Below are 26,435 nucleotides of genomic sequence, written 5' to 3'. Positions count from 1 at the left end.
TCTACTGGAGAGGGGGCCGGGGGGTGAGGCCATAATTTGCCGCTTCCTCGGGCGTGTTCACGTTGCGTAGCTCCTGCGGGGCGGGGGCGGGCAGCACGGCCACGTCGGAGTTGATGAGGGTTTTGCGGGGGCAGCTGTAACCCAGGCTCAGGAAGCGCAGCAGCTGCGGGTAGCTGGCCGGCTCCCAAATGGTGATGAGCGGCTCAGGCCACTCGTTTTCGGGGCTCTGGAAGGCGGTGGCCAGGCGAGCCGGCTGGCGGTGCTGCACCAGGTGGGCCAGGGTGGCTTCGGAGAGAAACGGTAGGTCGCAGGCCACTACCAGCCAGGCCGCGTTGGGGTCGAGGCGCAGAGCCGAGAGGAGGCCACTGAGCGGGCCCAGGTCGGCGAAGGTGTCGGGCAGGGGGCGCAGGCCAGCGTATTCCAGCTCCACTATCTGGTCGGGGCGGCAGGAAACGTGCACGTCCTGGCAGAAGGGGGCCAGCAGCTCGGCCGCGTAGGCGCGCTGCTCCTGGCCGTGGTAGGCCAGCTTGCCTTTATCCTGCCCCATGCGCTGGCTGCGGCCGCCGGCCAGCACCAGGCCCCGCAGCGGCGGCGCGGCGGCGCGCCATTCGTCCAGAATCAGTTGGGCAATGGCGGCGGTATCGTGCAGCGGCAGCACCGGCACGCTGGCTTCTCCCAAATGCGCCTGCAGGTAAGCGGGTACTTCCGTGACGCCTTCGGGCAGCAGCAGGGCCCGCACGTTGGTGAGGCGGTCCAGCTTCTTGTCCACGGGCTTGGCGGGGTCCAGAATCACCAGCTGCTGGGCAGCGCGGAAGTGGTTGCCGTTTATCAGCACCAGGCTTTGGTGATGCAGCAGCTCGGGCTGACTGAACCGGTCGAGGGGCCGCTTCACATCGAGGCGGGCGAAGCGGATGTTGTCGGTCAGCTCGGCGCTGGCCCCGGCGGCTAGCATGCCGGTTTCGGGAGTGGTGCCGTTGCGCACGGCATCGGCGGCGGCGTGGTCGGCGTCCACGTAGGCCACGCGCAGGGTATCAGACAGCAGCGGCAGCAGCCGGGCGGCCAGCTCCTTGATGCGGCCACAGGGGGCACCCAGAATGGCCAGCTCGTGGCGGCCGAACTCGCCGCCGTGGGGGCGAGCCAGCTGGGCGTGCTTGCTGCGGGGTTTGTCGGTGGGGGCGTTATCCGGCATGGTGGAAGTCCTGTTTGCCGCCGGTTTTGCTGATGAGGCGGGTTTCCTGAATGAGAATATCGTGCGAGAGGGCCTTGCACATGTCGTAGATGGTGAGGGCCGCCACCGAGGCGCCGGTCAGGGCCTCCATTTCCACCCCGGTTTTGCCCGTGACGGTGGCCGTGCACTCGATCAGCACGGCGTCGGGGCCGTCCACCTCAATGGTCACCTGGCAGTTATCCAGGCCCAGCGGGTGGCACAGCGGAATCAGCTCCGAGGTACGCTTGGCCCCCATGATGCCGGCCAGAATAGCCGTCTGAAACACAGGGCCTTTGCGGGTCGGCAGGTCGCCTTCTTTCACCAAAGCCATGATTTCGGGGCCGAGCACCACCCGACTACGGGCCTGCGCCACGCGGCGGGTCGGTTGTTTGGCGCCCACGTCCACCATGGCGGGCTGGCCGGCGTCGTTGAGGTGGGTGAGTTTAGCGGAGTCGGACATATGGAGCACAAGCGTCAGCTTGTGAGTGAGGAAAGTGGAGAGTAAGTTCTGTACGAAGGTACCGCCCGGAAAGTAGCGCGAACTTTGTAGTTCGCGCCTCGAATGGTCTTTTCGAACGGTGCGGGGGCACGAACTACAAAGTTCGCGCTACTGCGCTGGCCCGGCAGTCGGTGCAAGACGATTGAAATAACCGCCATAGCTGCTGGATTGATTTTTTCGACATCTTTGCAACGGTCTATGCTGAGACCCTGAAGATTGCGCGCCCCTTTGCGGCTGCTCCCCGAGGCGCGCTCCCCCTCCCATATATTCATTTCGTAAAAAAGACCTCGTGAAAACAGTCTATTTTACGGATTGTAGCGCCGTGGAGCAGAACGCGCTACAGTCCCTGCTCGCCTTCGAGCACCAACCCACTATCGGCCGAATTGCCGTCTTCCCCGATATCCATTACTGCTCCGAGCGGTCCATCCCGGTGGGGGTGGCCTTCCAGACCACCGACGTATTCTACCCCCTGGTCACTGGCAAGGATATGGGCTGCGGGGTGGCCTTCCTGCGCATTTCCCGGGCAGAGGTGTTGCGCCCATTCGACAAAGCCCGGCACTACCGGGCCCTGGAACGGGAGGTGCACCGCATGACCGACGAGGGCCTGGGCGGCGGCAACCACTTCCTGTCGCTGGAAGAGTCGGCCGACTACCTGTACATCATCGTGCACACCGGGAGCCGCAACCTGGGCGTGTACATGTACCAGGAAAACGTCCGGCTGCTTCAGCTGCATAACCCCGGCCAGGAGTGGCTGCCGCTTGACGTAGCTACCCCGGCGTACCGGCAGGAGTATGAGCGGGTGCTCACATACGCGGCCGACCGTCGGCGGGAGTTTCTGGCCAAAACCTACGACTTTCTGCGCCGCAACCAGTATGTAGCCGTCGGCCGGCCCGTGGTGGCCGACAGCTGCCACAACCTGCTCGAATTCATGCCCCAAGGTGTAATTCACCGCAAAGGCAGCACCCAACTGCTAGCCGACGGAGAGGTGGTCATTCCGCTGTCGATGAGCCGGGGCTCCCTCATCGTGCGGGCTAACCCCTGGCATTCCGCCGCCGAAGTTGCTCTCTGGAGCTGCGCCCACGGTGCGGGCCGACAGTTGAGTCGCACCGATACGCTCAAGTTCTGGCACTCTCTGAAAAAGGCGGAGAAGGATGCTTACCGGCAGCGCTTCCCGGAGTTGCTCAACCGGCAGGGCGACTTCGACAGCAGCATACTGCAGGAGTTCGACTTCGCCTACAAAGACTCCGCCGAGCTGCTAGCGACCCAGCCCCACCTCATCCGGTGTGACGAAACGACGCCCCTCGTAACCGTGAAATTCACCGGAGTGTAAGCATATAGTAGCGCGAACTTCGTAGGTAGCGTCCCCGCGCCGTTTGGATGTCGGCCATTCAGTTACCGTTCGGGGGCGCGAACTGCAAAGTTCGCGCTACAACTAAGTTGGCTACATGGGTTACCGGCCGATGTAGAGGCGCGACACTTCGCGTCTCGTCGTTGCTTATGTTATTTGAATGGTACGGTTCCGGACTGTTCAACGACGAGACGCGAAGTGTCGCGTCTCTGCATCATCCATTCCAAACAACCAGCCCATTTCCCCGTTGAGAAACGGCGCAAGCAATGGCTTGTTCTACCTTCGTGCCTATGATTTCTGTTGCTGAAGCCACCCGCCTTGTTGCCGCCACCATTCGCCCGCTGGGCGTGGAGTATCTTTCCCTGAGCCTCGCCACCGGCCGCGTGCTGCGCGAGGACCTGCGCGCCGACCGGGATTTTCCGCCCTTCAACCGGGTGGCTATGGACGGCATGGCCGTGCGCTACGAGGCACTGGCGGCGGGCCAGACGGAATTTCGCATTCACCACACCCAGTTTGCCGGCCAGCCGCCCCAAGCGCTGCCTGAGGCCACGGCCGCCGTGGAAATCATGACCGGGGCCATGCTGCCGCCCGGCGTGGATACCGTGATTCGCTACGAGGACCTCACGTTCCGCACCGATGCCGACGGCCAGCGCTGGGCCACCGTACAGGCGCTGCCGCCCCGGGCCGGCCACAACGTGCACCCCCAGGCCGCCGACCGCCAGCAGGGCGACCTGCTGGTGCCCGCCGGCACCCGCTTGGAACCCGCCGAAGTAGCAGTGGCCGCCACCGTAGGCGCCGCCACCGTGGCCGTGTCGCGGCGGCCGCGGGTGGCTGTGGTGAGCACCGGCGACGAGCTGGTGCCCATCACCGAGCAGCCCCAGGCCCACCAGATCCGCCGCTCCAACGCCATCATGCTCCAGGCCGCCGCCGAAGCCGCCGGGGCCCGCACCGAAATCTTCCACTTCGACGACGACCCCGACGCGTTGCGCCAGGGTTTGCCTGCGCTGCTCGCCGGCTTCGATGCGGTGGTGCTCAGCGGGGGCGTGTCGATGGGCAAGGCCGATTTTCTGCCAAGTGTACTGCGGGAGCTGGGCGTGGAGCAGGTGTTCCATGAGGTGAAGCAGCGGCCGGGCAAGCCGTTCTGGTTCGGGCAGCAGCCCGGCGGGGCGGTGGTGTTTGCGCTGCCCGGCAACCCGGTGTCCACGTTCGTGAACTTCTACCGCTACGCCCGGCCCTGGCTGCTGGCCGTGCAGCAGCCCGCCGGCACCTCGGCCGCCGGGGCCGCACCCGTGCCCGCCGTGCTCACCCACCCCATCGACTTCAAGCCGCCGATGACGCATTTCCTGCTGGTGAGCCTGGAGCCCGGCCCCGATGGCCGCCTGCTGGCCACGCCCGAGCGCGCCGGCGGCTCCGGCGACATGGCCAGCCTGCTTACCTCCAGCGGCTTTCTGGAACTGCCGCCGGAACCGGAGCACTTTGCGGCGGGCACGGTGCTGCCGGTGTGGCGGTTTCGGTAGGAAGACAAATAGCCGGTTTCAGTCGTGCTCCTCCAGTTCAAACAGCTCCTCCACGGCTTGCCCAAAGTACCGCGCCAGCTTCAGGGCCAGCACGGCAGAAGGCACATAGCGACCTTGTTCGATGGAAATGACTGTTTGCCGGGAAATAGCCAGGGCAGCAGCCAAATCCGCCTGGGTTATGGCCCGTTGCGCCCGGGCTACCTTCAGCTTATTCCGCACAATTGCGCTGAAAAGGCAGCAGCAAGCCGCCGTAGAAAGCCACGAGGTACACGCCCAACGCCACGGGAGCCACGCAGAATATTGATGGAATGGCGCTCAGGCCACTTAGCACCAGCACTGCCGACACGCCCCCAAACAGCAGGGCGGCAAACGTGGTGGCCCGAAAAGCCAGAAGCCGCCGGTAAGCCGTACGCTCGTCTTCGATGCGCTCAGCAGAGAATATCCAGGCCAGTATCCCAGTGGTTAGTGCCAGCGCTAGCCCGGTAGCATTGTGCTGATACCCAAGCCAGCAGGTGCTCAGCAACAGCAACACACTGATGTACTTGCAGTAGTACGGCAAAAGGAGCTTGTTCATGTGATTGAAGAGTAGGTGAATTCAAATGTAAATCATACTTCACAAAAAGTAAAGTTTAATTTACATTATTAATCCCCAAATTTTCCTCAAGACTCATCCTTCAAAATCCAGCCCGCACTGGAAGCAGTGGCACTGGGGCCGCTCGGGGGCCAGCAGCCATAGGCGCAGCTTCACGAACAGGTTATCTTGGGGCTGGGGCTGGTGGCGGCAGACTACGTCGGGGTGGTGGCAGCGGGGGCAGCGGACCGTGGCGGGGGTTTCCTCGTCGTCGGAGCTGGCCAGGGCGTGCATGGTGGGGCGGCTGGCATCCAGCAGCTCCTGGGCGGCGGCTAGGTCGGGCTGGCGCACGTGCAGACGTACGCCGCCGGATATAGGGCCGTATGGCCGGTTTTCGTTGCTGAGGAAGCTCGGGATACCGGCGGCATCCAGCTGATTCTTGGCCAGATGCGCCGAGATGGTGTTGGCGAAGGAGGCCAGCAGCACAATGGGCTGGTCAGTGGGCTCGTCGAACATGCGGCGGGGGTCGGTATTGAGTATTAGGTACTGAGTATTTAGTATTTAGGGTAACACTCAGTAGTGAGCTATACTGGTCACCAAAATAGCTCACACTCAGCGTTTGCCACTCCACATTGAGCACGCAGTACGCTAAAACAAAAGAAGCACCCCGCGGGGTGCTTCTTTTGTTTTAGCGCTACTTTATTTTGAAGGATGCTACTTGAACAGGGCAAGGGCCTTGATGAAGGTCTGGGAAACGCCCCAGGCCAGCGGCACACCCACAAACAGCCAGGCAATCACCAGCGCGCCAGTGGAACTGGGCGTGGCATCGGCGTTGGAATTCTGCGTTCTTGGTTCCATATCGAATTGAAAGTCAGGAAGTACGTGATGCGGCGGTTAGGCCACTGTTTTTTTGGCGGGCTCCTTCTCGAAGTACCGCTCGGCGACAGGCTTCACCAGGAAGTTGGCAACCAGGCCCACCACCAGCAGAATTGCCATGGTGTAGAACACCGACTGATACGCCGCCGCGCCCACCAGGCCTTTGTCTTTGGCGCTGCCGTGCAGATAGTTCACAATCACGGGGCCGAGTACGCCGGCCGTACTCCAGGCCGTGAGCAGGCGCCCGTGGATGGCGCCCACCTGCAGCTTGCCGAACAAGTCGGAGAGGTAGGCCGGGATGGTGGCAAAACCACCGCCGTACATGGTCAGAATCACGCAGGACACCACCACAAACAGCGTCAGCTGGGCGCCGGCGCCCAGGGTCGGAATCAGGGCGTAGAGCAGAATGCCCAGGCCGAAGTAGATGGCGTACGTGGTTTTGCGGCCCAGCTTATCCGAAGCCGACGACCAGAAGAAGCGGCCCAGCAAATTGAACAAGCTCAGCAAACCCACGAAGCCGGCAGCGGCAGCCGCCGTTACGCCGCGTCCGGCGCCCATGGCGGCATCCGAAAACGACTCCTGAATGAGTGGCGAAGCGGTTTCGAGCACGCCGATACCGGCCGTTACGTTCATGCACAGCACCACCCACAGCAGCCAAAATTGCGGCGTCTTGATGGCGTTGTCGGCCGTTACGTTGCCGGTGGTGATGAGGGCGTTGTGGTCGGTGGAAGGCACGTAGCCCGCGGGCTTCCAGTCATCGGCAGGCACCCGGATGGTCCAGACGCCGAACTGCATGAACAGCAAGTAAATCAGGCCCATAGCCAGGAACGTGGCGGCCACGCCCAGCGTGCCGGTACCAGCGGCCTTGAAGTGGTCCATGAGCATAACGGCCAGCGGCGAGCCAATCATGGCGCCACCGCCGAAGCCCATGATGGCCATGCCCGTAGCCACGCCCTTACGGTCGGGAAACCACTTGATCAGGGTGCTCACCGGCGAAATGTAGCCGATGCCCAGCCCAATGCCGCCCACGAAGCCGTAACCGAAATACACCAGCCAGATGTTGTGCAGGTGCACGCCCAGCGCGGCAATGAAGAAGCCGCCGCCAAAGCACAGCGCCGACGCCATCATGGCCTTGCGCGGCCCCACGCGCTCCAGCCACTTGCCAAAAATGGCGGCCGAAAGGCCCAGCAGCACAATGGCAATGGAGAAGATTACGCCCAGCTGCCCGGGCGTCCAGTCGGCCGGGGCCGGGGCGTCGGGGTTGCCGCTGATGAGGGCGCCCAGGGGCTTTTTGAACACGCTGAAGGCATATGCCTGCCCGATGGCCAGGTGCACCGCCAGCGCGGCCGGCGGCACCAGCCAGCGGTTGTAGCCGGGGCCGGCTACGGTGCGGCTACGGTCCAGTAAAGAATCTTCTGCCATGAGGAATGGTGGTTTTGGTGGTGAGGTAGAACAGAAACGCCCAAAGCACGACCGGAAGCCGTGCCTGATTTTTAGGAAGATATCGGCTTTGTACGCCGATTAGCGGCAAACGCCCAACTATTTTTTGCTAAAAAGCTATAGATCCGGCTTCTCTCCCAGCAGCTTCCCTCCTGCCCCGGCCACCCGATACCGCCGCGGCTACTCCCGGGCCGGCTGGCGCAGCAGCCAGCCGCGCAGGCCCTTCGCGCGCGAGGCCTGCAGAAAATCCTGTACCCCTGCGGCCATGGCCTGCGCCATGCGGCGCTGAGCGGCGGGGTCGGTCAGCACCTTTGCATCTTCGGGGTTGGAGAGAAAGGCCGTTTCCACCAGCGCGTTGGGGTACTCGGTGGGGCCATTCAGGCCGAAGTTGAAATTGCCGACCAGCCCCCAGCCCGGCAGGCCGGTCTCGGCCTGCATGCGCTGGTAGAGCGCCGCCGCCAGCGGCCGAAACGCCACGTAGCGGTAGAACGCCGCCGTGCCCCGCGCCGCCGCGCTGCCCGCCGAATTCACGTGGATGCTCACCAGCAGCGCGGGCCGGCGCTGGCGCAGCAGCAGCACCCGGTCGCCGTTGTCCACGGTGCGGTCGTCGGAGCGAGTCATGAGCACGCGGGCGCCGCGGCGCTCCAGCTCCTGCCGGAGCTGTTGGGCAATGGAGAGCGTGAGGTCTTTTTCGCGGATGCCGGCCGGGGTGGCCGCGCCGGTGTTGGTGCCGCCGTGGCCGGCGTCGATGGCGACCAGCAGGCCTTTCAGGCGCAGCTTGGCGGGCGGGTGCGCCACCTGCACCACCAGCGTATTGCGCACGTAGCCCACGTGGTAGCCCCAGCTTTGGCGGTGCCGCAGCGGCAGCACTATCCGAAACACGTCGGGCTGGGGCTGCTCGTAATACACGTCGCCCAACTCCTGCAGGCCGGCGCGCTGCGTTATCCAGTTGGTGTTGGATGTCGCCCCAAACACGTCCACGACCAGCCGGGTGGGGTTCTGGAGCAGCTGGGTGCGGTAGGGCAGGCGCTGGCTGAGCGGCAGGCGCACGTAGTCGTAGAGCGAGTCGCCCTGCACGCTCCACGAGCCGGTGAGCGAGGCCGGCACGAAGCCGCCCGGCGGCAGCAGACGCACCACTTCGGCAGGCACCCAGGCGTGCTGGCCGGTGGCCAGCTGCACCCGGTACTGGCCCGCGGCCCGCCCCACCACATGCAGCACCACCAGCGAGTCGAGGTAGCCGAGCTTGGCGCCGCCCAGCCGGTCTTCGCCCAGGCCGTAGTTTAGATACGCCAGCCCGCCTTGGGTGAGGGCTAACTGAGGCTGATCAGGGCTGAGGACCCGCACGGGCGCGGCGGTGGCAAGGGAATCGTGGCGGCCGTCGGGCAGGCGCAGGTGCAGCCAGAGGGGGCGGCCGGCGGGGCCGCCCAGCGTATCGGTGGTCGTGATAGTATAGGTGCCCTGGTAGATGCCGCGCTGCCCGCCGGCTTGCTCCGCTGGCAGCTCCAGCAGCGGCCGGCCGTTCATGAATGTGGCCTGCCCGCCCGGCTCGCCGGTCAGGCGCACCTGCAGCTGGTCGTCAGGGCTGAGCCATAGCTCGCCGCCGGGCACAGTTTCCGCCGTTTTTATCAGGCGCTGGGCCGCCGCCGGATTGGCCCCGAACATCAGCAGCAAGGCCAGCCACCAGCCGGCAGAAATCTTCTCAAAGGCTTTTCGCATGTGGCACCTCCCCTAATCAACATACATAAAAAGAGAGCCCCGCCAGGCGGCAGGGCTCTCCGATACAAGGAAAACAAGGCTATTCTTCGCGCACGGCTTCGCGCAGGTCTTTCACGTCGCGGCTGGTTTCCATGGCCGTAAACTCGGTCTGCAGAGCCCGGATGTGCAGCTCGTCGCGGCCTTTGATGTCGAGGCGTATTTTGCGGAACTGGGCGTTGAGGCGGCGGCTGATAACCGTGGCGTAGTCCCAGTCGCGCTGGGTCCAGGCTTTGCGGCGGGCCCGCACCTGCTGCATAAACTGCGTGAAGGCCGGCTCGATGGTGGCCGGCGTCAGCTGCTCGATACCGGCGTAAGTGCCCAGCAGCTCGTTGGCAAAGGTGTTGGCGTCGGCGTCGCTGACGGGCTGGCGCGCCCGGGCCCGCGACACGGAGTCGAAGCGGGCGGCACGGCGGCCGGCCACGCGCAGCTTGGCGGCGGCGCGGTCAGCCAGCGTATCGAGGTTGCGGACTTCGTCGCGCACCACTTCCTGGCGCTCACGCGGGGTGGTGTCGCAGGAGGTGAGCAACAGGGCAGCGCCGGCGGCCACGCCGGTAGCCGCCAGCAGGCGGAAGGTAGGGAACAGGTTCATGGGCGAAATGTACGTAACCTACCCCTACTCAGGTTAGGCCCGCCGCCCCGGTCGGCTTAGCGCTGCTGCAGCCGGAACGTGAAGGGCAGCTCGTAGATGACGGGCACGGCGCGCCCGGCCAGGCGGGCCGGAATCCACTGGGGCGGAATGGTGCGGCACAGGCGCAGGGCCTCCTCGTCGCAGCCGCCCCCGATGCCCATCAGCACCTTGTGGCCGGAGGCGCGGCCCAGCGTGTCGATGGCAAACGACACCAGCACCTTGCCCTGGATATTTTTATTCTGGGCCTGCATTGGGTAGTTGAGCTTGGCCATGTAGGCCGCCAGCGCCGCCTCGCCGCCCACAAACAGCGGCGGCTGCTGCACGCGGGTGCGGGTCCACTGGCCGGGGCTCACCTCCGCTTCGTACGGAATGTCCTCGATGGGACGGTAGAACAAGAGCTTGCCGGCGGTGTGGTCGTAGCGCTGCACCAGCACCTGGCGGCCGTCGCGCGTGAGGCTGAAATATTCCCAGACGCCCACCTTGCGGCCTTTGTCCATCTCGCCACTTTCCAGCTCGCTTTTGCGAATTCGTTGTTGCGCCGAAGCGCCGGGACATAGCAATAGCAGCCACAAGGCGCAAAGCGCCGCGAAAAAGTAAGATTGTTTCATACGGGTGGGAAGGAGGAAGTCGCGGCCGGCTCAGGGGGGATAGAGCACAGTGCCGCCAGAGCAAAAAAATTAGTGGTAAAGTTCAATTGCATCTTCACCGCTGCTGCCCCCGTTACATCCCGTTTTAGTATACATAGGCCCCGGAATGGCCTGATTAGCTTTCAAAAACGACATCCTGCCGGGGGAAAGCAAGAAGTTAGATTCCGGAAATATACAAGTGTTATAGCAGATACACAAGCCGTTGCAGCCTCAGCTCTCCGGATTATCGAGCTGGTCGCGCAGGTCGCGGAGCTGCGCCTGCAGGCCCGGCTGGTGCGGGCAGATTTTCTCCAAACGGCGCAGCAGCCGCAGCGCCCCGGCCGTGTCGCCAAGCATGCGGCGCATGGTGGCCCAGCCCGCCAGCGCCCCGAAATGGCGGGGCTCCAGCCGCAAGGTTTGCTGTACGTCGCGGATGGAGGCGCGGTACTCGCCACGCAGGTAATGGGCCGTCGCACGCTTGTTCCAGCCCTCAGCGTAGGCGGGCCGCGCCTGCACCAGCACGTCGAACTCGGCAATGGCCAGGGTGTAGTCGCCGGCGGCCATGGCGCGCATGCCCACCTCCAGGTGCTTGTCGAGGCGGTGGTCGTGGGTGGTGAGCCAGTGCTGCCAGATGCCGTTCTGCAGCGCCTCAATCTCCGTGGGGGCGGTGGCCTCGCGCAGCCGCGCAAACAGGTCGTCGGGGTTCATGGTCGTTATTGGTGGTTTGTTTTTCGGTGTTCGATGTTGGCAACAACCCGTAGGCTTTCACTTCAACGAAAACCGAAAAACAAACAACGAAAAACCCGTTAAAACAGCGCCGCCGCCACCTGCCGGATGCTCTCCGACTTGCCCATGCTGTAGTAGTGCAGGCAGGGCACGCCGTGGGCCATCAGCTCGCGGCTCTGGTTGATGCACCACTCAATGCCAATTTCGCGGGCCGCCGCGTTGTCGGGGGCCAGGTGCACGGCGTCGGCCAGCTCCTCCGGAATGTTGAGGTAGAAGGCTCGGGGCAGCATGGTAAGCTGGCTTTTGGTGGTGAGCGGCTTGAGGCCGGGGATGATGGGCACCGTGATACCGGCCTCGCGGCAGCGCTTCTCGAAGGCAAAAAACTGCTCGTTGTCGAAGAACATCTGCGTCACGATGTAGTCGGCGCCGCGGTCTACCTTGTGCTTGAGGTAGCGCAAATCGGCCCCGTAGTTCGGCGACTCGAAGTGCTTCTCAGGATAACCGGCCGTGCCGATGCAGAAGTCCGTAGCCCAGGTATCGTCCTGCTTCTCATCCAGATACGCCCCCTTATTCAGGTCCGACACCTGCCCGATCAGGTCGCAGGCATATGCGTGGCCGTCGGGGTCGGGCTTGAAGCTACCTTCCGACTTAATAGGGTCGCCGCGCAACGCCAGCACGTTGTCGATGCCCAGGAAGTGCAGGTCGATGAGGGCGTTTTCGGTTTCCTCCTTCGAGAAGCCGCCGCAGATGAGGTGGGGCACAGTGTCCACGTCGAAGCGGTTTTTGATGGCCGCGCAGATGCCTACGGTGCCGGGCCGCTTGCGCACGGTCTTCTTTTCCAACAGGCCGTTGGGGTGCTGGCGGTACACGTACTCCTCGCGGTGGTAGGTCACGTCAATAAACGGCGGTTTGAACTCCATCAGGGGCTCGATGTTGGAGAACAGGTTCTTGATGTTCTCGCCCTTTTTGGGGGGCAGGACCTCGAAGGAAAACAGCGTTTTGCCGTTGGCGCGGGTCAGGTGTTCGGTTACTTTCATATCGGTCGGTGGTCCGGCTCGTGCTGGTGGGCGCCTCACCCCCCGGCCCCCTCTCCGAAAAAGGAGAGGGGGAGCCTGACGCGTTATTGGGCAGTTGAGGTGAGGTGAAGTTTGATGGTGGCTATTGTTCGTCGGGGTTGTGTGAGGACCTGGGCGTTGGAAAACCGCAGCAGTCGGTAGCCTAACTCGGCAAGAAGTGCTGTGCGACCAGCATCGTAATCCTGCTGATCAGGCTGATAATGACCTTCGCCATCAACTTCCAGGATCAGCTTGTGGCGCAGGCTCACAAAATCCACGATATACCGGTCGATGCTGTGCTGGCGCCGGAACTTAGCCCCCAGTGCATTGCCACGCACCAGCTGCCAAAGGGCTTCTTCCGCTTCCGTGGGCGCATGGCGCATAGCCCGACTTCGGTCTTTCAGGCTGAGCTTGCCATACTGCCGCTTGTCGGTGGTAAAGGCCTTTTCCTGTGGCAGAACAACCTCTGACCGGTCCATCGTCTGGCTCCCCCTCTCCTTTTTCGGAGAGGGGGCCGGGGGGTGAGGCGTCTCGTCAGGTTCGTTGCGACGGTCCATGCGCTACTCTGCCGTTACGGGCACCGCCGCCGGCTCGTAGTTCAGGTTCGGCATCAGCCAGCGCTCCAGCTCCGGCAGCGGCATGTGTTTGCGCGCGGCCATATCGGCTACCTGGTCCTGGCCGATGCGACCGAGGCCGAAGTAGCGGCTGTCGGGGTGGGCGTAGTAGAGGCCGCTCACGGAGGAGGCGGGGTACATGGCCAGGTTTTCGGTGAGGCGGATGCCGGTGGCGGTTTCGGCGTCGAGCAGGTTGAACAGGGTAATTTTCTCAGTGTGGTCGGGGCAGCCGGGGTAGCCGGGGGCGGGGCGCACGCCTTTGTATTTCTCCTGAATCAGGTCCTCGTTGGTGAGGTTCTCGGCCGGGTCGTAGCCCCAGAACTCCTCCCGTACGCGCTGGTGCAGGCGCTCGGCAAAGGCCTCAGCGAGGCGGTCGGCCAAAGCCTTCATCAGGATGCTACTGTAGTCGTCGTGCTCGGCCTCGAACCGCTCCAGGTGCTTTTCAATACCGATGCCGGCCGTGACAGCAAAGCCGCCGATGTAGTCGGCCCGGCCGGTTTCGAGCGGGGCCACAAAGTCGGAGAAGGCCAGGTTGGGCACGCCCTCGGCCTTTTCGCTCTGCTGGCGCAGGGTGAAAAACTCGGTGGCTACTGTCTGGCGGGTGTCGTCGGTGAACACCTGCACGGTGTCGTGGCCGACGGTGTTGGCGGGCCAGAAGCCGATGACGGCGCGGGCCGTGAGCAGCTTCTCGTCGATGATCTGGCGCAGCATCTTCTGGGCGTCTTGGAAGAGCTGGGTGGCGGCCTCACCCACGTTCGGGTCTTCCAGGATGCGCGGGTAGCGGCCTTTCAGCTCCCAGGTCTGGAAGAACGGCGTCCAGTCGATGTAAGTGGCCAGCTCGGCCAGGTCGTAGTCTTCCAGAGTTCTGGTGCCGAGGAAGGTGGGCTTCACGATGGGCGTAGCGGCCCAGTCGGCTTTGAACCCGTTTTCGCGGGCGGCCTCGATGGTCAGGTAGTTTTTGTCGCGCTGGCGGCCGGCGTAGTCCTCGCGCAGCTGGCGGTACTCCTCGCGCACGGTGCGGGCGTACTCCGCATCGGCCGAGCCGAGCAGGGCGGCGGCCACGCCCACCGAGCGGGAGGCGTCATTCACGTGCACGATGGGGCCGCTGTAGTTGGGCGCGATTTTCACGGCGGCGTGCAGGCGCGAGGTGGTAGCGCCGCCGATGAGCAGCGGGGTTTTCAGGCCGCGCTTTTCCATCTCCTGAGCCACGTACACCATCTCATCCAGGCTCGGCGTAATCAGCCCGCTCAGGCCGATAACGTCCACCTGCTGCTTCTGGGCTTCGTCGAGGATGCGCTCCAGCGGCACCATCACGCCCAGGTCTACGATGTCGAAGTTGTTGCAGGCCAGCACCACGCCCACGATGTTCTTGCCGATGTCGTGGACGTCGCCTTTCACCGTAGCCAGCAGGATTTTACCGGCCGTCTGCCGGTCGCCGCTCTGCTTGTCGGCCAGCAGGTAAGGCTCCAGGTAGGCCACCGCCTTCTTCATCACCCGGGCCGATTTCACTACCTGGGGCAGGAACATCTTGCCGGCCCCGAACAGGTCGCCGACCACGTTCATGCCGGCCATCAGCGGGCCTTCAATCACCTCCAGCGGGCGGCCTACCAGCTGCCGCACTTCCTCGGTATCCTGGTCGATGAACTCGGTAATGCCTTTCACCAAGGCGTGTTGCAGGCGCTCCTTCACCGGCAGGCTGCGCCAGGCGTCGGCTACCACTTCCACTTTGTCTTTCTGCTTCACCGTGTCGGCGAAGTCCACGAGGCGTTCGGTGGCGTCGGGGCGGCGGTTGAGCAGCACGTCTTCCACCAGCTCCAGCAGGTCCTGCGGCACCTCGTCGTACACGGCCAACTGGCTGGGGTTCACGATGCCCATGTCCAGGCCGGCGCGGATGGCGTGGTAGAGGAAGGCCGAGTGCATGGCCTCGCGCACTACGTCGTTGCCGCGGAACGAGAAGCTGATGTTCGAAACACCGCCGCTGGTGAGGGCACCGGGCAAGTTCTGCTTGATCCAGCGGACCGCCTCGATGAAGTCCAGCGCGTAGTTGCGGTGCTCCTCCATGCCGGTGCCCACCGTCAGGATATTGGGGTCGAAAATGATGTCCTCGGCCGGGAAACCGACTTCGTTCACTAGGATGTCGTAGCTGCGCCGGCAGATTTCGATGCGCTTCTCGTAGTTGTCGGCCTGGCCGTTCTCGTCGAAGGCCATGACCACCACGGCCGCGCCGTACTGGCGCACGGTGCGGGCCCGTTGCCGGAACACCTCCTCACCTTCCTTCAGGGAAATGGAGTTGACGATGCTCTTGCCCTGCACGCACTTGAGGCCGGCTTCCAGCACGCTCCACTTCGAGGAGTCAATCATGACGGGCACCCGCGAAATGTCGGGCTCCGAGGCAATCAGGTTCAGGAACGTGGTCATGGCCTGCTCCGAGTCGAGCATACCCTCGTCCATGTTCACGTCGATAACCTGCGCGCCGCCTTCCACCTGGTCGCGGGCTACCTGCAGGGCTGCCTCGTAGTTGCCGGTGCGGATGAGGCGGGCGAAGGCGCGGCTGCCGGTCACGTTGCACCGCTCGCCTACGTTCACGAACAGGCTGTCGGGGTACACGCCAAACGGTTCCAGGCCGCTCAGACGGGTGGCTCTGGGCACTTCCGGTAAGAGGCGCGGCGCGTACTTTTCGGCCAGGCGGGCCAGCTCGCCGATGTGCTGGGGCGTGGTGCCGCAGCAGCCGCCCACCACCGTCACGAGGCCGTCGGCCAGGTAGCCCTCCACTACGCCCGCAAATTCCTGGGCCGACTCATCGTAGCCGCCAAAGGCGTTGGGCAAGCCGGCGTTGGGGTAGGCCGAAATGTGTACGTCGGCAATGCGGCTCAGCTCCTTGATGTATACTTTGAGCTGGTCGGCGCCGAGGGCGCAGTTCAACCCCACGCTCAGCAGCGGCAAATGGCGGATGGAGTTCCAGAACGCCTCCACCGTCTGCCCGCTCAGGGTGCGGCCCGAGGCATCGGTTATCGTACCCGAAATCATGACGGGCACCACTTTGCCGCCCTCGTCAAAGAACTTCTGCACCGCGAACAGGGCGGCCTTGGCGTTGAGCGTGTCGAAGATGGTTTCGATGAGCAGCGCGTCGGAGCCGCCGTCCACGAGGCCGCGCACCTGCTCCAGGTAGGCGGTGGCCAGCTCATCGAACGTCACGGCCCGGAAACCGGGGCGGTTCACGTCGGGCGAGAGGCTGGCGGTGCGGTTGGTGGGCCCCACGGCCCCCGCCACGAAGCGCGGCTTGTCGGGCGTGAGGGCCGTAAAGGCATCCGCCGACTCCCGCGCCAGCCGCGCCGACTCGTAGTTCAGCTCATATACAATGTGCTCCAGCGCGTAGTCGGCCTGGGCGATGGTGGTGCCGCTGAAGGTGTTGGTTTCCACCATGTCGGCCCCGGCGGCGAAGTACTCGTCGTGAATGCCCCGGATGATGTCGGGGCGGGTGAGGCTGAGCAGGTCGTTGTTGCCGCGCAGGGGCTTGGGGTGGTCGGCGAAGCGCGTGCCCCGGAAATCCTCCTCCGTGAGCGTGTGGCGCTGGATCATGGTGCCCATGGCGCCGTCGAGAATCAGCACGCGCTGACGCAGGATGTCGTGGAGGGGGGACGTAGTGGCGGGGGCAGGGAGGACGGTCGGCATATCGGCTCTTCTAAAGAAAATCAGCAGCAAAAAGTGCCTATCCAGAAAGAGCCGCGCGGGACGCGAATCCTGTTCTTATCTTCTTCCAGCGCCCGCAAAGGCCCTGAAAAGGGAATTAGCACCTTGTTTTATTTCAGGTTGCTAAGACGTCATCGGGCCCAATCCCTCGGTCTTTCTGGATAAGTAACGCAGCGAAGATACAACCGGAAACCCAGGAATTGCAACGGGCCGCGTTGGCAGTGCGGAGCGTTTGGTGAAATGGGCACAATGAGGCGTTGAATTCTTCGTTGAAATGAGAGGCGGTTTGCCTGGTTTGAGTCTTGCATATCACTTACTCTTTTATCATGCTACCACTATCCTACGCCGCCGGGGTTGCCGCCCTGCTCCTGGCTCCGCTCCTCAGCCCCGCTCAAACCCTGACGCCGCGCGGCCTGACGGGCACGTATTACCGGGGGCAGAATTTCGAGCGGGCCGTACTGACGCGCATTGACAACCAGCTGGATTTTGAGTGGCGCAAATTGCCGCCCGCCCCGGGCGTACCGGCCGAGCATTTCTCGGTGCGCTGGACGGGTTTTCTGGAAGCGCCCGTGACGGGCCAGTACGTGCTGCACCTGACCGTGGACGACGGCGTGCGGATGTGGCTGGACAACCAGCTGCTGTTCGACTCCTGGCGCGACCAGCACTTTACCAAGGGCCAAGCCCGCGTGCGGCTGGAGGCCGGGAAGCGCTACGCGCTGCGGGTGGAGTACTACCAGAACGCGCTGGACTCCCGGCTGCTGCTGGCCTGGCAGCGGCCCGACGCGTCGATAACGGATTTCTTCGGCGGGCAGTCCAACATTCAGCCCATTCCAATGAGCTACCTCTGGTCGGCGCGGCCAGTGCGGGTTAAGCTCGCTACCGCCGCCGACACGGCCGCTTTTATGGCCGCCCGGCGGGCCCGTATCACGTCTGTGCCCGCCAAAGCGGCTCTGGTCATCGGCTACCGCCCGCGCCCCGCGTCCGCCCCACTGCCCAAGCCCCGCCCCGCCGCCCCGGCGAAGCCGGCTCCCCGGTCCGTCGGGGTCGCCCGGCCGCTTCCGCCTAAAAACGACCCGCCGGCGCTGGCGGAGCTGGGCAACCTGGCCAGGGGCGCGGCCGTCACGCTGCCCAACCTGTACTTCGCCCAAAGCACAGCGGAGCTGCTGCCCTCCAGCCTTCCTACGCTCAACGAGCTGGCCCAGACGCTGCGCCGCCAGCCCGGCCTGCGCCTGGAAGTGGCCGGCCACACCGATAACGTGGGCGAGGCCCACCTGAACCTGCGCCTCTCCCAGCAGCGGGCCCGGGTGGTGCGCCGCTACCTGGTGCAGCAGGGCATCGACTCGGTGCGGCTGCTGGCGCGGGGCTACGGCGGCACGCGCCCCGTGGCCGACAACCGCGACCCGCAGCAGCGCCCCCGCAACCGCCGGGTGGAAGTGGTGGTGCAGTAGCCCGCAGTATGCTAACAATTTGATAACCTGACGACAACCCTCTTGTATACAAGGATGGCGGAACGTAGCGGGTGCTTTTTCGCTTGCGCTATGTGAGAGGCATGGCAGGGCTATCCGAAAGCCGTATCTTACGCCTCGCCGTCTGTCACTTATCTGATTTCCAGCTGCCGATTACCCTTGTTGCTTCCTTACCGCTACCACTTTCTGTTGTTGCTTTTGCTGCTGGCCGGCGCCGGTTCAACCCAGGCCCAGCAGCTGCTGCTGACCGGCCGCATTACGGAGGCCGCCACGGGCAAGCCGGTGCCATTCGCGTCGGTGTTCGTGCCCGGCACCACGGCCGGCGCCACCGCCGATGAAAACGGCCGCTACACCCTCAGCACCGCCCCGGCCGACACGGTGGTGGCTTCGGCCATGGGCTTTGCGGCCCTGAAAAAACCCATCCGGCAGCAGGCCGCGCGCCAGACCATCGACTTTGCGCTGGGCGCCGGGGCCGTGAGCTTGGGCGAGGTGGTGGTGCGGCCCCGCGAGAATCCGGCCTACGCCATCATGCGGCGCGTGCAGCAGCAGAAACCCCGCAACAACAAGGCCCAGCTGGATGCCTTCGAGTTCGACTCTTACAACCGCACCGAAATCAGCCTCAACAACCTGCCCTCGGAGCTGAGCAACCGCAAGGTGCTGCGCCAGATGACGGCCGTGGCCGACAGCCTGGGGCTGGAGCGCGGCGCCAACGGCAAGCCAGTGGTGCCCATCTTCGCCACCGAAATCGACTCGCGCTACTACGTGCTGCGCCAGCCGCTGCGCCGCCGCGAGGAAATCCGGCACAGCCGTATGCGCGGCATGGCCCCGCGCGAGGGCTCGGTGATTTCGCAGGTCACGGGCTCCTCGTTTCAGGACTGGGACTTCTACCGCAACTGGCAGCAAATCATGGGCAAGGACTTCGTGTCGCCGATTGCCGACGGCTGGAAGTTCTCCTACGAGTACGAGCTGCAGGACTCGGTTTTCATTGGCAAAGACTACTGCTACCAGCTGGCCGTGACGCCGCGCCGCGCCCAGGACCTGGCCTTCACGGGCACCATCTGGATTACGGCCGACAGCTACGCGCTACGCCGTATCGACGTGTATGTCAGCCCCGAAGCCAACCTCAACTTCATCGACCAAATCAAGGTAAAGCAGGACCTGACGCCCACGGCGGCCGGGCCCTGGCTGCCGCTGCAGACGCGAGTGGTGGTGGGCATCCGGCCCCTCCAGCAAAGCACTGGCGTGGTGGCCCGCTTTGTCACCATCAACTCCAACTTCGAGGCCCAGAAAGAGCACCCGCTGGCTTTCTACGACCGGCCGCTGGAAACCCTGGCTGCCCCGGTGGGCCCGGCCAGCAAAGAGCCCGACAATTTCTTTGAGCTGAACCGGCCCGATACGCTGAGCGTGCAGGAGCAGCGCACCCTGATGGTGCTGGATTCGGTGCGCAAGCTGCCGGCCGTGCGCTCGTTACTGGAGGTGGCTGATGTGGTGGTGAACGGCTACTACCGGGTGGGCAAGTTCGACCTGGGGCCGGTGCTAGCCACCGTGGGCTACAACAACATCGAGGGGCTGCGGCCGCGCATCGGGTTCCGAACCACGCCCGAAATCAGCCGCGACTGGACGGTGCGGGCTTACCTGGCTTACGGCCTGCGCGACGGCCGCTTCAAGTACGGCGCCCGCGCCACCCACGTCCTCGACCGCCGCTCCTGGACCACTGTCGGCTTCGAATACCGCCACGACCTCGACCAAGTGGCCCTGCTCGACAACGATTACGCGCTGGAAAACCCGCTGTTTGAGGCCTCGGCCCGCCTCGGCAACATCGACAACGGCCGGCCTATCCTCCGCGACCTGTCGGCGCTATCGTTGCAGTCGGATCTGTTCCGGGGCTTCACCCAGAAGGTCACGTTCCGGCACCAGCAGTTCCGGCCGCTCTACCGCTTCGCCTACTACACCGGCGACGTGCGCGTGGGCGCCCCCACCGACGACCAGTTCAGCTTGTCGGAAATCGTGCTGGAGTCGCGCTACGCGCCCGACGAGGTGCTGGTGCAGAACGAAAATCAGAACCGCCGCACCTCGTTCGGCCTCAAGCGCCTGCCCATCACCACGCTACGCTACACGCTGGGTCTCAACTGCTTCCTAGGCGGCGACTTCCGCTACCACAAGCTCAACCTGCTGGTGGAGCAGAGCGTGCGCCTGGGCCAGCTGGGCCGCAGCACCTACACGCTCGATGCGGGCTACATTCCGAGCACCGTACCGTATCCGGTGCTCAAAACCCACCTCGGCAACCAGTCGCCGTTCTACAACGCCGGGGCCTACAACCTGATGCGCTTCTTCGAGTTCGTGAGCGACCGGTACGTGGCCCTGCGCCTCGACCACCGTTTCGAGGGCTTCCTGCTGAACTCGGTGCCGGCCATCAGGCAGCTGAACTGGCGCCTAGTGGCCACCGGCAACGTGCTCTACGGCGGCGTAGCCCGCGCTAACGACGCCATCATCCCGCAGCTCGACCCCGCCAGCGGCGAGCCGCTGCCCCGCTTCCAGCCGCTAGGCCGCCTGCCCTACACGGAGGTCGGCTACGGCGTCGAAAACATCTTCCGGGTGGCGCGCGTTGATTTCCTGCACCGCCTCACCTACCGAAACTCGCCGGGAGCCCGTAACTTTGGGGTGAAATTCAGTTTGCAGTTTAGCCTGTAAGGTTGGATATTGATTTGCCAGAACGTTGTTCCGAGCTTGCCGAGGAATCGCAGAAAGCCGCACTGATTATCACCAACTTATTACCTCACCGCCTGCAACCCCGGAGCCACTTTGCGGCTCTCCAATGAATCAAAACCTCCCGCTTTTTGTAAAAGAGCTTATGGCATACGAAGTAGATAACCTGACCCTGGCCGAAGCCACCCGGCACGCTCCCTTCGTCGATTACGCCCGCTGCGTAGACGACAGCCAACGCCCCTACAACCACGTAGGCGACTGGCCTGCGGAAGGCGAGCTGTACCCGGTGCGCGTAGTCGATTCGCGCACCGAAGGCATACCGCTCATCCACGTGCTGGGCTTTCAGGGCGAAGCACCCTTTTACAACGCTTTTGCCCCCCACCGTTTCGAAGTAATTCTGACCGTGTGGCTGAACTAAGCCCTTTCTGATTTTCTGACCCGCAAGCTTCCCCGACCGGCCCTGTGCCGGCCGGGGAAGTTTGCGTTTGGGCCTGTCGGCAAGGCGGTTATGCGGTCGGTGACTCACGATTGCTGCTGCCCGCGTAGCAGGCCGTGGCTGAAGCTACTTTTCTGGCTTGCCTGGCATTTTTATACTTAATTAATAATATATTATACAAAATATCGAATCAAACACCCTGATCTGATGAACGCAGCGCAGTACTGGCACCGGCTGCTCGGCATTCGCACCCCGGAGGCAACTACCGTCTGGCTGTTTTTCCTGCACCACTTCCTGCTGGGAGCCGGCACCATGCTGGTGTACGTGACGGCCTCGGTGGTGCTGCTGGAAAGCCACCCCGACCACAGCCTGCCGCTCTCGTACCTGGTGGCGGCACTGGCGCTGGTGCTGGTGGGGCGCGCCTACGCCCGGCTGGAGCACCGGCTGTCGTTACGGTATCTGGCGGTGTGGGTGCTGGTAGCGGTGCTGCTGCTCACGGGCGGGGTGGCGGCGCTGCTGCTGCTGGGCCACTCGCTGGCGGCGGTGCTGGCCTTGGTCGTGGGCTACCGCCTGATTTATCTGCTCACCAACCTGGAATTCTGGGGGCTATCGGCGCTGGTGTTTGATGTGCGGCAGAGCAAGCGGCTGTTCAGCCTCATCAGCGCCGGCGACCTGCCGGCTAAAGCCCTGGGGGCCGTGCTGGCCACCACCGTCTATGCTCATGCCCAACTAACGTTGCTACTGGCGACGGCGCTGCTGCTGTATGCCAGCACGTTTTTCACGTTGCGCGCCATCTTGCGGCGGCACCCGCTGCACGCGCGCCACATGCCGGCGCGGCCCTGGCAGCCGGCGGCCGTATCGTGGCTGCCGGGTGGCACCGCGCTGGTAAGGGCCATGGGGCTGGGCGTGCTGGCGCTGGCGGCCGTGATGGCCGGCACCGAGTACCTGTTTTTCGTGAACGTAAAGCAGCGCTACCATCACTATACTGACCTGATTGCCTACATCGGGCAGGTACTGGCCATTACGTATCTGCTGGCCACGGTCTTTAAGCTCCTGATTTCGAGGCCGACGCTGGAACGGCTGGGGGCGCGTCGGGCGCTGGCGGTGCTGCCACTGGCGCTGCTGGTAGCGGTGCTGCTGTTTGTACCGCTGCAAGCCCTGGGCCTCACCGAAAACCGGGTGCTGCTCTACTGCTGCACGCTGTATCTGCTGGTGGAAGTGCTGCGCCGGGCGGTGTTCGACCCAATTTTTCTGGTGCTACTGCAGCCGCTGAGTGCGGTGCAGCGCTTGCAGGGCCACACTACCCTCAAGGGCCTGTATGAGCCGCTAGGCATGGCGCTGGCGGGGGGGCTGTTTTTGGGGTTGCCGCTGCTGGGGCTGCGCAGCACCTGGGGCCATCTGGTGTGGATGGGGCTGCTGCTGGTAGCGGCGCTGTGGCTGCTGCACCGGGCCTACCAGCACTACCTGGCCGAGCTGCACGAAGCACTGGAGCTACGCTTCATCGACCACCGGGAGCTGGCACTGCCCGATACGGCGCGGGCCCTGATGCTGCGCAGCCTTGGCAGTTCGCGGCCTACTGAGGTGCTACCTGCGCTGCAGTGGCTGCAGGTGCATTTTCCGGAGGCCCTAGCGGAGGCGGCTCCGACCCTGCTCCATTACCCCAACGACCAGGTGCGTAGCCAGGCGCTGCTGCTACTGCCCAGCAGCCAGTTGCCACCGGAGGTATTGCACCGGCTGGCCACCTCCGACCCTGCTCCGCACCTGCGCCAGGCGGCGGCTCAGCGCCTCGGCAGCCACCCCTCACTGGCTCTGGAAACTCTGCAAACCTTGCTGGACCTGACCGACGTGGCAACCTGCGCTGGTGCGCTGCATGGGCGGCTGGCCACCAAGCCCAACTGCCCACTCGCCCAGGAAAGTTTGGCCCGGCTGCTGGATCTGCCTACCCCGGCCGCGCGCCAGGCAGTGCTGGGGCTCAGCCACTACCTGCCCACTCCGCAACAGGCGGCACTGCTGCACCAAGCGCTACACAGCCCCGACCCCAGCGTGGTGCTGGCCGGACTGCGCGCCGTGCTGCAGATGCCAGCCGCAGTACACGCCACCCTCGACCTGGCCCCGGCCGTGCTGCGGCTGCTGCCACACGCCGCCTTCAGGGCTCCTGCCACTGCCTGCCTCGTGCAGCTCGCTGATGTGGCCCTGCCTCACCTGCGCCAGGCACTACGGCCGGAAGTGCCAACCACACCGACTTCGCTGCATCTGCCCGCTATCCTGGGCCGCATTGCGAGTCCGGCGAGCCGGCTGCTGCTGTTGGAACTGGTGCAGCGCCCCGCGTTGCCGCTACGCGCCGCCGCCCTGCGGGCCCTGCGCAACTTTCACCCTCATCCCACCGACCGGCCACTGTTCAAGCAGCTGCTGCGTGAGGAAATAACGCTGGCACACCGCCTGCTGCGCGGGCTGGGCACTGCGCCGGCTGGGCCGCTGGCTGCCAGCCTTACCTATGAGCTGGCCAACCTGCAGCAGCGTATCTTCAGCTTGCTGGTGCAGCTCTACGAAACCACCACCGTGGTGCAGGCGCAGCGCAACTTGGCGCAGGCCAGCCCGGAGCGGCGCGCCAATGCCTTAGAGCTGCTCGACAATGTGCTACCGCGTAGTCTGTACCTGGCCCTGCAGGCCGTACTCGACGACCATCTGCATCCGGCCGAAAAGGCCCGCCTCCTCGACGACCTGCTGCCCCCGCTGCCCGGCACCGAAGCGCTAAGCGCGTTTGTGGTGCGTCAGGGTGAGGCCGTATTCTCCGCCTGGACCCTCAGCGTAGCGTTGCGCCACTGGCGGCCCACCGCCCACGACCTGCGCTGGCTGCTGCCTTACCTGCACTCCGACCAGCCCCTGCTGCGCGAAAGTGCCCTGCTGGCCCTGGACCATCTTCGTATTAACGGCTACGCGCATTTTCAGCAGCTGCTGGCCGCTCATCCCTCCCTTTCAGCCTACCTCATGCATCCCGCCCCCGATACCGCCGCCGTTTCCATCATCGAGCAGGTGTTACTGCTCAAAAGCACGGCTTTGTTTGCCGAAACGCCCGAAAACGTACTAACCAGCATCGTGGCAATCCTACAGGAAGTCAGCTACACCGACGGGCAGGTAATCTTCCGCAAAGGCGAGCTGGGCTCCTGCCTGTTTGTGGTATATGCCGGCGAGGTTGACATCCTGGATGGGCCGCGGCAGCTGGCCCGCTTCGGAAAGGGCGAGTGTTTCGGCGAGCTGGCTCTGTTCGATGCCGAGCCGCGGTCGGCCGCGGCGGTGGCCGCCGGTCCGGCCCGCCTGTTCCGGCTGGATCAAGAGGATTTCTACGAGCTGATGGAGGAGCGCGGCGAGGTGCTCCGCAACGTAGTGCGGGTGCTTTGCCAGCGCCTGCGCCGCCAGAATGAAATGGTGGGGTGAATTTTGGTGATTGAGGTGATGAGGTGATGAGGTGATGAGGTGATGAGGTGATGAGGTGACAGGTGACAGGTGACAGGTGACAGGTGACAGGTGACAGGTGACAGGTGACAGGTGACAGGTAAAGAAAGAACGTCATTCCGAGTGGAGCGAGGAATCTCGCTAGCGGGCTAATCCCAAAAAACACGGTCGTCTGAGAATATTCGTCTGGCTCCCCCTCTCTGAAGGAGAGGGGCCGGGGGGGGGTGAGGCCCAGGTCAGCACGCGAGATGCTTCGGCTACGCCTCTGCATGACGTTCTTCTTCATCACCTCATTACCCCATCACCTCATCACTTATTCCAGCACTTCATACAGCAGCACCGGCTCGGCTTTGTTCTTGAGGCGCACCTCGCCCACGGCTTGGCACCGAAATGAGTCCTGCACGCGGGTATGGATGGCGTCGGTAATGAGGATCTGGTGGCGCTGGGCGGCATCCTGCAGGCGCTGGCCCAGGTTCACCACATCCCCAATGACGGTGTAGTCGAGGCGGCGCAACGTGGCCGAGCCGATGTTGCCGGACACCATTTCGCCGGAGCTGATACCGATGGACACGGCCGGCTCGTAGTCCAGGCTTTCGGGCAGGGCCCGCGGGATGGCCTGCACAAGGCTGCGCACGGCCAGCGCGGCATCAATGGCCCGGTCGAGGTGGTAGTCGCCGCGGAATACGGCCATTATAGCATCGCCAATGAATTTATCGACGTAGCCGCCCTGCGCAATAATCTCCTTCACCATCTGGTCGAAGTAGGTATTAAGCATGGCCACTACCTCCTGGGCCGGCATCTTTTCAGCCAGCATCGTGAAACCACAGATATCAATGAAAACCACCGTGGCCTGCACGGTTTCGCTGGCCAGCAGCCGGTTGCTGAACTCGGGCCGGGCCATGAACTTGAGCACCGTTTCGTCCACATAGAGGCGTAGCACCTTGTTTTCCTCCATCATGTGCAGGGCCGTGCGCAACTCCTGCACCTGGGCAATGGTTTTCTCGATGGTCAGTTCCAGGTCGTTGAAATCCACCGGTTTGCACACGAAGTCGAAGGCCCCGCGGTTCATGGCCGTCCGGATGTTGGCCATGTCGCCGTAGGCCGAGACTATCACCGTTTTCACCACCGGGTTGGTATCGCGCAGGCGTGTGAGCAGCGTCAGGCCGTCCATCACGGGCATGTTGATGTCGGCCAGCACCACGTCGATGTCGGGGTGGGCGGCCAGCACGGCCAGGGCCTCTTCGCCGTTGCCGGCAAACAGAAACTCGTAGGCTTCCTCCCGGATTTTGCGGCGGAAGCGCTGCCGGATCAGCAGCTGCAGGTCGGCTTCATCGTCAACTACCAGAATCTTGGTTTTCATGCGGCCGGTTCCAAACTGAGCTTATGTTTGAGGGCGGCGAAATCCACGGGCTTGGCCAACAGGTCTTCGGCGCCGTCGTAGCGGGCCTGCTGGCGGCTGGCGTCGTCGGCATTGGCCGTGAGCATCAGCACGCGGGTGGCAGGCAGCTCGTGGCTGGACCGGATGCGCCGCAACAACTCCAGGCCGCTCATGCCCGGCATATTGATATCGGAAAGTACCACGACGGGCTCGGTGGGGTGCTGGTGCAGGTACTCCAGGGCGTCCTCGCCCGAAAACACGAACGTGAACAGGTGCTCTCCGCTGCGAATCTCGCGGCGGAAGCGCAGCTCAAACAACGGCTTCACGTCCGTTTCGTCGTCGACTACCAGTATGTTCATCGTAGCAGTCTTAATAGGTAAGATGATGGCAGATGCCTTTCAGAAGAGCAATTTACATATACTTAACAAATATATTTTATAACTA

At 63.9% G+C, this 26,435-nt stretch carries 22 protein-coding genes and 1 riboswitch; of the genes, 6 read left to right on the top strand and 16 right to left on the bottom strand.

Annotated features, from left to right (window positions below; all coding sequences use genetic code 11):
• Position 1: 1 nt before the first annotated feature.
• Together N008_RS23085 and moaC are read right to left on the bottom strand one after the other, a co-directional pair.
• Positions 2–1,189, bottom strand: a complete 1,188-nt coding sequence (locus N008_RS23085) for an NTP transferase domain-containing protein (RefSeq protein WP_156109143.1) — start codon at positions 1,187–1,189, stop codon at positions 2–4.
• Positions 1,179–1,667 (bottom strand): cyclic pyranopterin monophosphate synthase MoaC, encoded by a 489-nt coding sequence (gene moaC / locus N008_RS09000; protein ID WP_044015420.1) that lies wholly within the window; start codon positions 1,665–1,667, stop codon positions 1,179–1,181. The genes N008_RS23085 and moaC overlap by 11 nt, the downstream gene beginning before the upstream one ends.
• 328 nt (positions 1,668–1,995) lie before the next feature.
• On the opposite strand from moaC, the gene N008_RS08995 reads away from it, so the two are divergent.
• Both N008_RS08995 and N008_RS08990 read left to right on the top strand, forming a co-directional pair.
• Positions 1,996–3,036, top strand: a complete 1,041-nt coding sequence (locus N008_RS08995; protein WP_156109140.1) for an RtcB family protein — start codon at positions 1,996–1,998, stop codon at positions 3,034–3,036.
• A gap of 308 nt (positions 3,037–3,344) precedes the next feature.
• Positions 3,345–4,571, top strand: a complete 1,227-nt coding sequence (locus N008_RS08990) for a molybdopterin molybdotransferase MoeA (RefSeq protein WP_044015415.1) — start codon at positions 3,345–3,347, stop codon at positions 4,569–4,571.
• Between the two features lie 18 nt (positions 4,572–4,589).
• On the opposite strand, the gene N008_RS08985 is transcribed toward N008_RS08990, so the two are convergent.
• From N008_RS08985 to metH, 12 genes are all read right to left on the bottom strand, one after another.
• Positions 4,590–4,790 carry a helix-turn-helix transcriptional regulator gene (locus N008_RS08985; protein WP_044015412.1) on the bottom strand — a complete coding sequence of 67 codons (201 nt, stop codon included), beginning with the start codon at positions 4,788–4,790 and terminating at the stop codon, positions 4,590–4,592.
• Complete coding sequence (locus tag N008_RS08980) at positions 4,780–5,145, bottom strand: hypothetical protein (protein ID WP_044015410.1); 366 nt, start codon at positions 5,143–5,145, stop codon at positions 4,780–4,782. The genes N008_RS08985 and N008_RS08980 overlap by 11 nt, the downstream gene beginning before the upstream one ends.
• A 93-nt stretch (positions 5,146–5,238) precedes the next feature.
• Positions 5,239–5,658, bottom strand: a complete 420-nt coding sequence (locus tag N008_RS08975; RefSeq protein WP_044015408.1) for a DUF2007 domain-containing protein — start codon at positions 5,656–5,658, stop codon at positions 5,239–5,241.
• A gap of 198 nt (positions 5,659–5,856) precedes the next feature.
• Positions 5,857–6,000 carry a hypothetical protein gene (locus N008_RS23535; protein ID WP_197062975.1) on the bottom strand — a complete coding sequence of 48 codons (144 nt, stop codon included), beginning with the start codon at positions 5,998–6,000 and terminating at the stop codon, positions 5,857–5,859.
• 36 nt (positions 6,001–6,036) lie between these two features.
• A complete protein-coding gene (locus tag N008_RS08970; protein WP_044015407.1) occupies positions 6,037–7,440 on the bottom strand; it encodes an OFA family MFS transporter in 1,404 nt (467 codons plus the stop codon).
• 198 nt (positions 7,441–7,638) lie between these two features.
• Complete coding sequence (locus tag N008_RS08965; RefSeq protein ID WP_052381359.1) at positions 7,639–9,174, bottom strand: N-acetylmuramoyl-L-alanine amidase; 1,536 nt, start codon at positions 9,172–9,174, stop codon at positions 7,639–7,641.
• 79 nt (positions 9,175–9,253) lie between these two features.
• On the bottom strand, positions 9,254–9,802 hold the full coding sequence (locus tag N008_RS08960) for a hypothetical protein (RefSeq protein ID WP_044015405.1): 549 nt from the start codon (positions 9,800–9,802) through the stop codon (positions 9,254–9,256).
• Positions 9,803–9,858: 56 nt separating this feature from the next.
• Positions 9,859–10,449 carry an energy transducer TonB gene (locus N008_RS08955; protein ID WP_081910692.1) on the bottom strand — a complete coding sequence of 197 codons (591 nt, stop codon included), beginning with the start codon at positions 10,447–10,449 and terminating at the stop codon, positions 9,859–9,861.
• Between the two features lie 249 nt (positions 10,450–10,698).
• Complete coding sequence (locus N008_RS08950) at positions 10,699–11,175, bottom strand: tetratricopeptide repeat protein (RefSeq protein ID WP_052381357.1); 477 nt, start codon at positions 11,173–11,175, stop codon at positions 10,699–10,701.
• A gap of 98 nt (positions 11,176–11,273) precedes the next feature.
• On the bottom strand, positions 11,274–12,230 hold the full coding sequence (gene metF, locus N008_RS08945; RefSeq protein ID WP_044015403.1) for a methylenetetrahydrofolate reductase [NAD(P)H]: 957 nt from the start codon (positions 12,228–12,230) through the stop codon (positions 11,274–11,276).
• An 83-nt stretch (positions 12,231–12,313) separates the two neighbouring features.
• A complete protein-coding gene (locus N008_RS22335; protein ID WP_231569804.1) occupies positions 12,314–12,805 on the bottom strand; it encodes an endonuclease domain-containing protein in 492 nt (163 codons plus the stop codon).
• Positions 12,806–12,808: 3 nt separating this feature from the next.
• Positions 12,809–16,534, bottom strand: a complete 3,726-nt coding sequence (gene metH / locus N008_RS08935) for a methionine synthase (protein ID WP_071884506.1) — start codon at positions 16,532–16,534, stop codon at positions 12,809–12,811.
• Between the two features lie 72 nt (positions 16,535–16,606).
• Positions 16,607–16,720: riboswitch (SAM riboswitch) on the bottom strand.
• Positions 16,721–16,878: 158 nt separating this feature from the next.
• Between metH and N008_RS21510 the strand changes: the two genes are divergently transcribed.
• The 4 genes from N008_RS21510 (at position 16,879) to N008_RS08915 (ending at position 24,595) form a co-directional block, all read left to right on the top strand.
• Entirely contained in the window at positions 16,879–18,000 is a 1,122-nt protein-coding gene (locus N008_RS21510) for a PA14 domain-containing protein (RefSeq protein ID WP_156109138.1), read from the top strand.
• Between the two features lie 177 nt (positions 18,001–18,177).
• Positions 18,178–20,709: a DUF5686 and carboxypeptidase-like regulatory domain-containing protein gene (locus N008_RS08925; protein ID WP_044015399.1), complete on the top strand. Its 2,532-nt coding sequence runs from the start codon at positions 18,178–18,180 to the stop codon at positions 20,707–20,709.
• A 160-nt stretch (positions 20,710–20,869) separates the two neighbouring features.
• Positions 20,870–21,142, top strand: coding sequence for a hypothetical protein (locus N008_RS08920; RefSeq protein WP_156109136.1), 273 nt, complete (start codon positions 20,870–20,872; stop codon positions 21,140–21,142).
• A gap of 225 nt (positions 21,143–21,367) precedes the next feature.
• Complete coding sequence (locus N008_RS08915) at positions 21,368–24,595, top strand: cyclic nucleotide-binding domain-containing protein (protein ID WP_044015396.1); 3,228 nt, start codon at positions 21,368–21,370, stop codon at positions 24,593–24,595.
• 331 nt (positions 24,596–24,926) lie between these two features.
• Here the strand turns inward: N008_RS08915 and N008_RS08910 are convergent, their stop codons facing one another.
• Both N008_RS08910 and N008_RS08905 read right to left on the bottom strand, forming a co-directional pair.
• Positions 24,927–25,973, bottom strand: a complete 1,047-nt coding sequence (locus N008_RS08910) for an adenylate/guanylate cyclase domain-containing protein (protein ID WP_044015394.1) — start codon at positions 25,971–25,973, stop codon at positions 24,927–24,929.
• Positions 25,970–26,350: a response regulator gene (locus N008_RS08905; RefSeq protein ID WP_044015392.1), complete on the bottom strand. Its 381-nt coding sequence runs from the start codon at positions 26,348–26,350 to the stop codon at positions 25,970–25,972. The genes N008_RS08910 and N008_RS08905 overlap by 4 nt, the downstream gene beginning before the upstream one ends.
• Positions 26,351–26,435 lie beyond the last annotated feature (85 nt).

It is taken from the genome of Hymenobacter sp. APR13 (assembly GCF_000737515.1).
Taxonomy (GTDB): Bacteria; Bacteroidota; Bacteroidia; order Cytophagales; family Hymenobacteraceae; genus Hymenobacter.
The sequence above is the reverse complement of the archived record's forward strand: the minus strand, read 5'-3'. Positions and strand labels throughout refer to the sequence as shown.

Coding starts and splice junctions, on each gene's coding strand:
- N008_RS23085 (WP_156109143.1), bottom strand. CDS start 1,189: ATGCCGGATAACGCCCCCACCGACAAACCCCGCAGCAAGCACGCCCAG.
- moaC (WP_044015420.1), bottom strand. CDS start 1,667: ATGTCCGACTCCGCTAAACTCACCCACCTCAACGACGCCGGCCAGCCC.
- N008_RS08990 (WP_044015415.1), top strand. CDS start 3,345: ATGATTTCTGTTGCTGAAGCCACCCGCCTTGTTGCCGCCACCATTCGC.
- N008_RS08980 (WP_044015410.1), bottom strand. CDS start 5,145: ATGAACAAGCTCCTTTTGCCGTACTACTGCAAGTACATCAGTGTGTTG.
- N008_RS08975 (WP_044015408.1), bottom strand. CDS start 5,658: ATGTTCGACGAGCCCACTGACCAGCCCATTGTGCTGCTGGCCTCCTTC.
- N008_RS23535 (WP_197062975.1), bottom strand. CDS start 6,000: ATGGAACCAAGAACGCAGAATTCCAACGCCGATGCCACGCCCAGTTCC.
- N008_RS08970 (WP_044015407.1), bottom strand. CDS start 7,440: ATGGCAGAAGATTCTTTACTGGACCGTAGCCGCACCGTAGCCGGCCCC.
- N008_RS08965 (WP_052381359.1), bottom strand. CDS start 9,174: ATGCGAAAAGCCTTTGAGAAGATTTCTGCCGGCTGGTGGCTGGCCTTG.
- N008_RS08960 (WP_044015405.1), bottom strand. CDS start 9,802: ATGAACCTGTTCCCTACCTTCCGCCTGCTGGCGGCTACCGGCGTGGCC.
- N008_RS08955 (WP_081910692.1), bottom strand. CDS start 10,449: ATGAAACAATCTTACTTTTTCGCGGCGCTTTGCGCCTTGTGGCTGCTA.
- N008_RS08950 (WP_052381357.1), bottom strand. CDS start 11,175: ATGAACCCCGACGACCTGTTTGCGCGGCTGCGCGAGGCCACCGCCCCC.
- metF (WP_044015403.1), bottom strand. CDS start 12,230: ATGAAAGTAACCGAACACCTGACCCGCGCCAACGGCAAAACGCTGTTT.
- N008_RS22335 (WP_231569804.1), bottom strand. CDS start 12,805: ATGGACCGTCGCAACGAACCTGACGAGACGCCTCACCCCCCGGCCCCC.
- metH (WP_071884506.1), bottom strand. CDS start 16,534: ATGCCGACCGTCCTCCCTGCCCCCGCCACTACGTCCCCCCTCCACGAC.
- N008_RS21510 (WP_156109138.1), top strand. CDS start 16,879: ATGCTACCACTATCCTACGCCGCCGGGGTTGCCGCCCTGCTCCTGGCT.
- N008_RS08920 (WP_156109136.1), top strand. CDS start 20,870: ATGGCATACGAAGTAGATAACCTGACCCTGGCCGAAGCCACCCGGCAC.
- N008_RS08915 (WP_044015396.1), top strand. CDS start 21,368: ATGAACGCAGCGCAGTACTGGCACCGGCTGCTCGGCATTCGCACCCCG.
- N008_RS08910 (WP_044015394.1), bottom strand. CDS start 25,973: ATGAAAACCAAGATTCTGGTAGTTGACGATGAAGCCGACCTGCAGCTG.
- N008_RS08905 (WP_044015392.1), bottom strand. CDS start 26,350: ATGAACATACTGGTAGTCGACGACGAAACGGACGTGAAGCCGTTGTTT.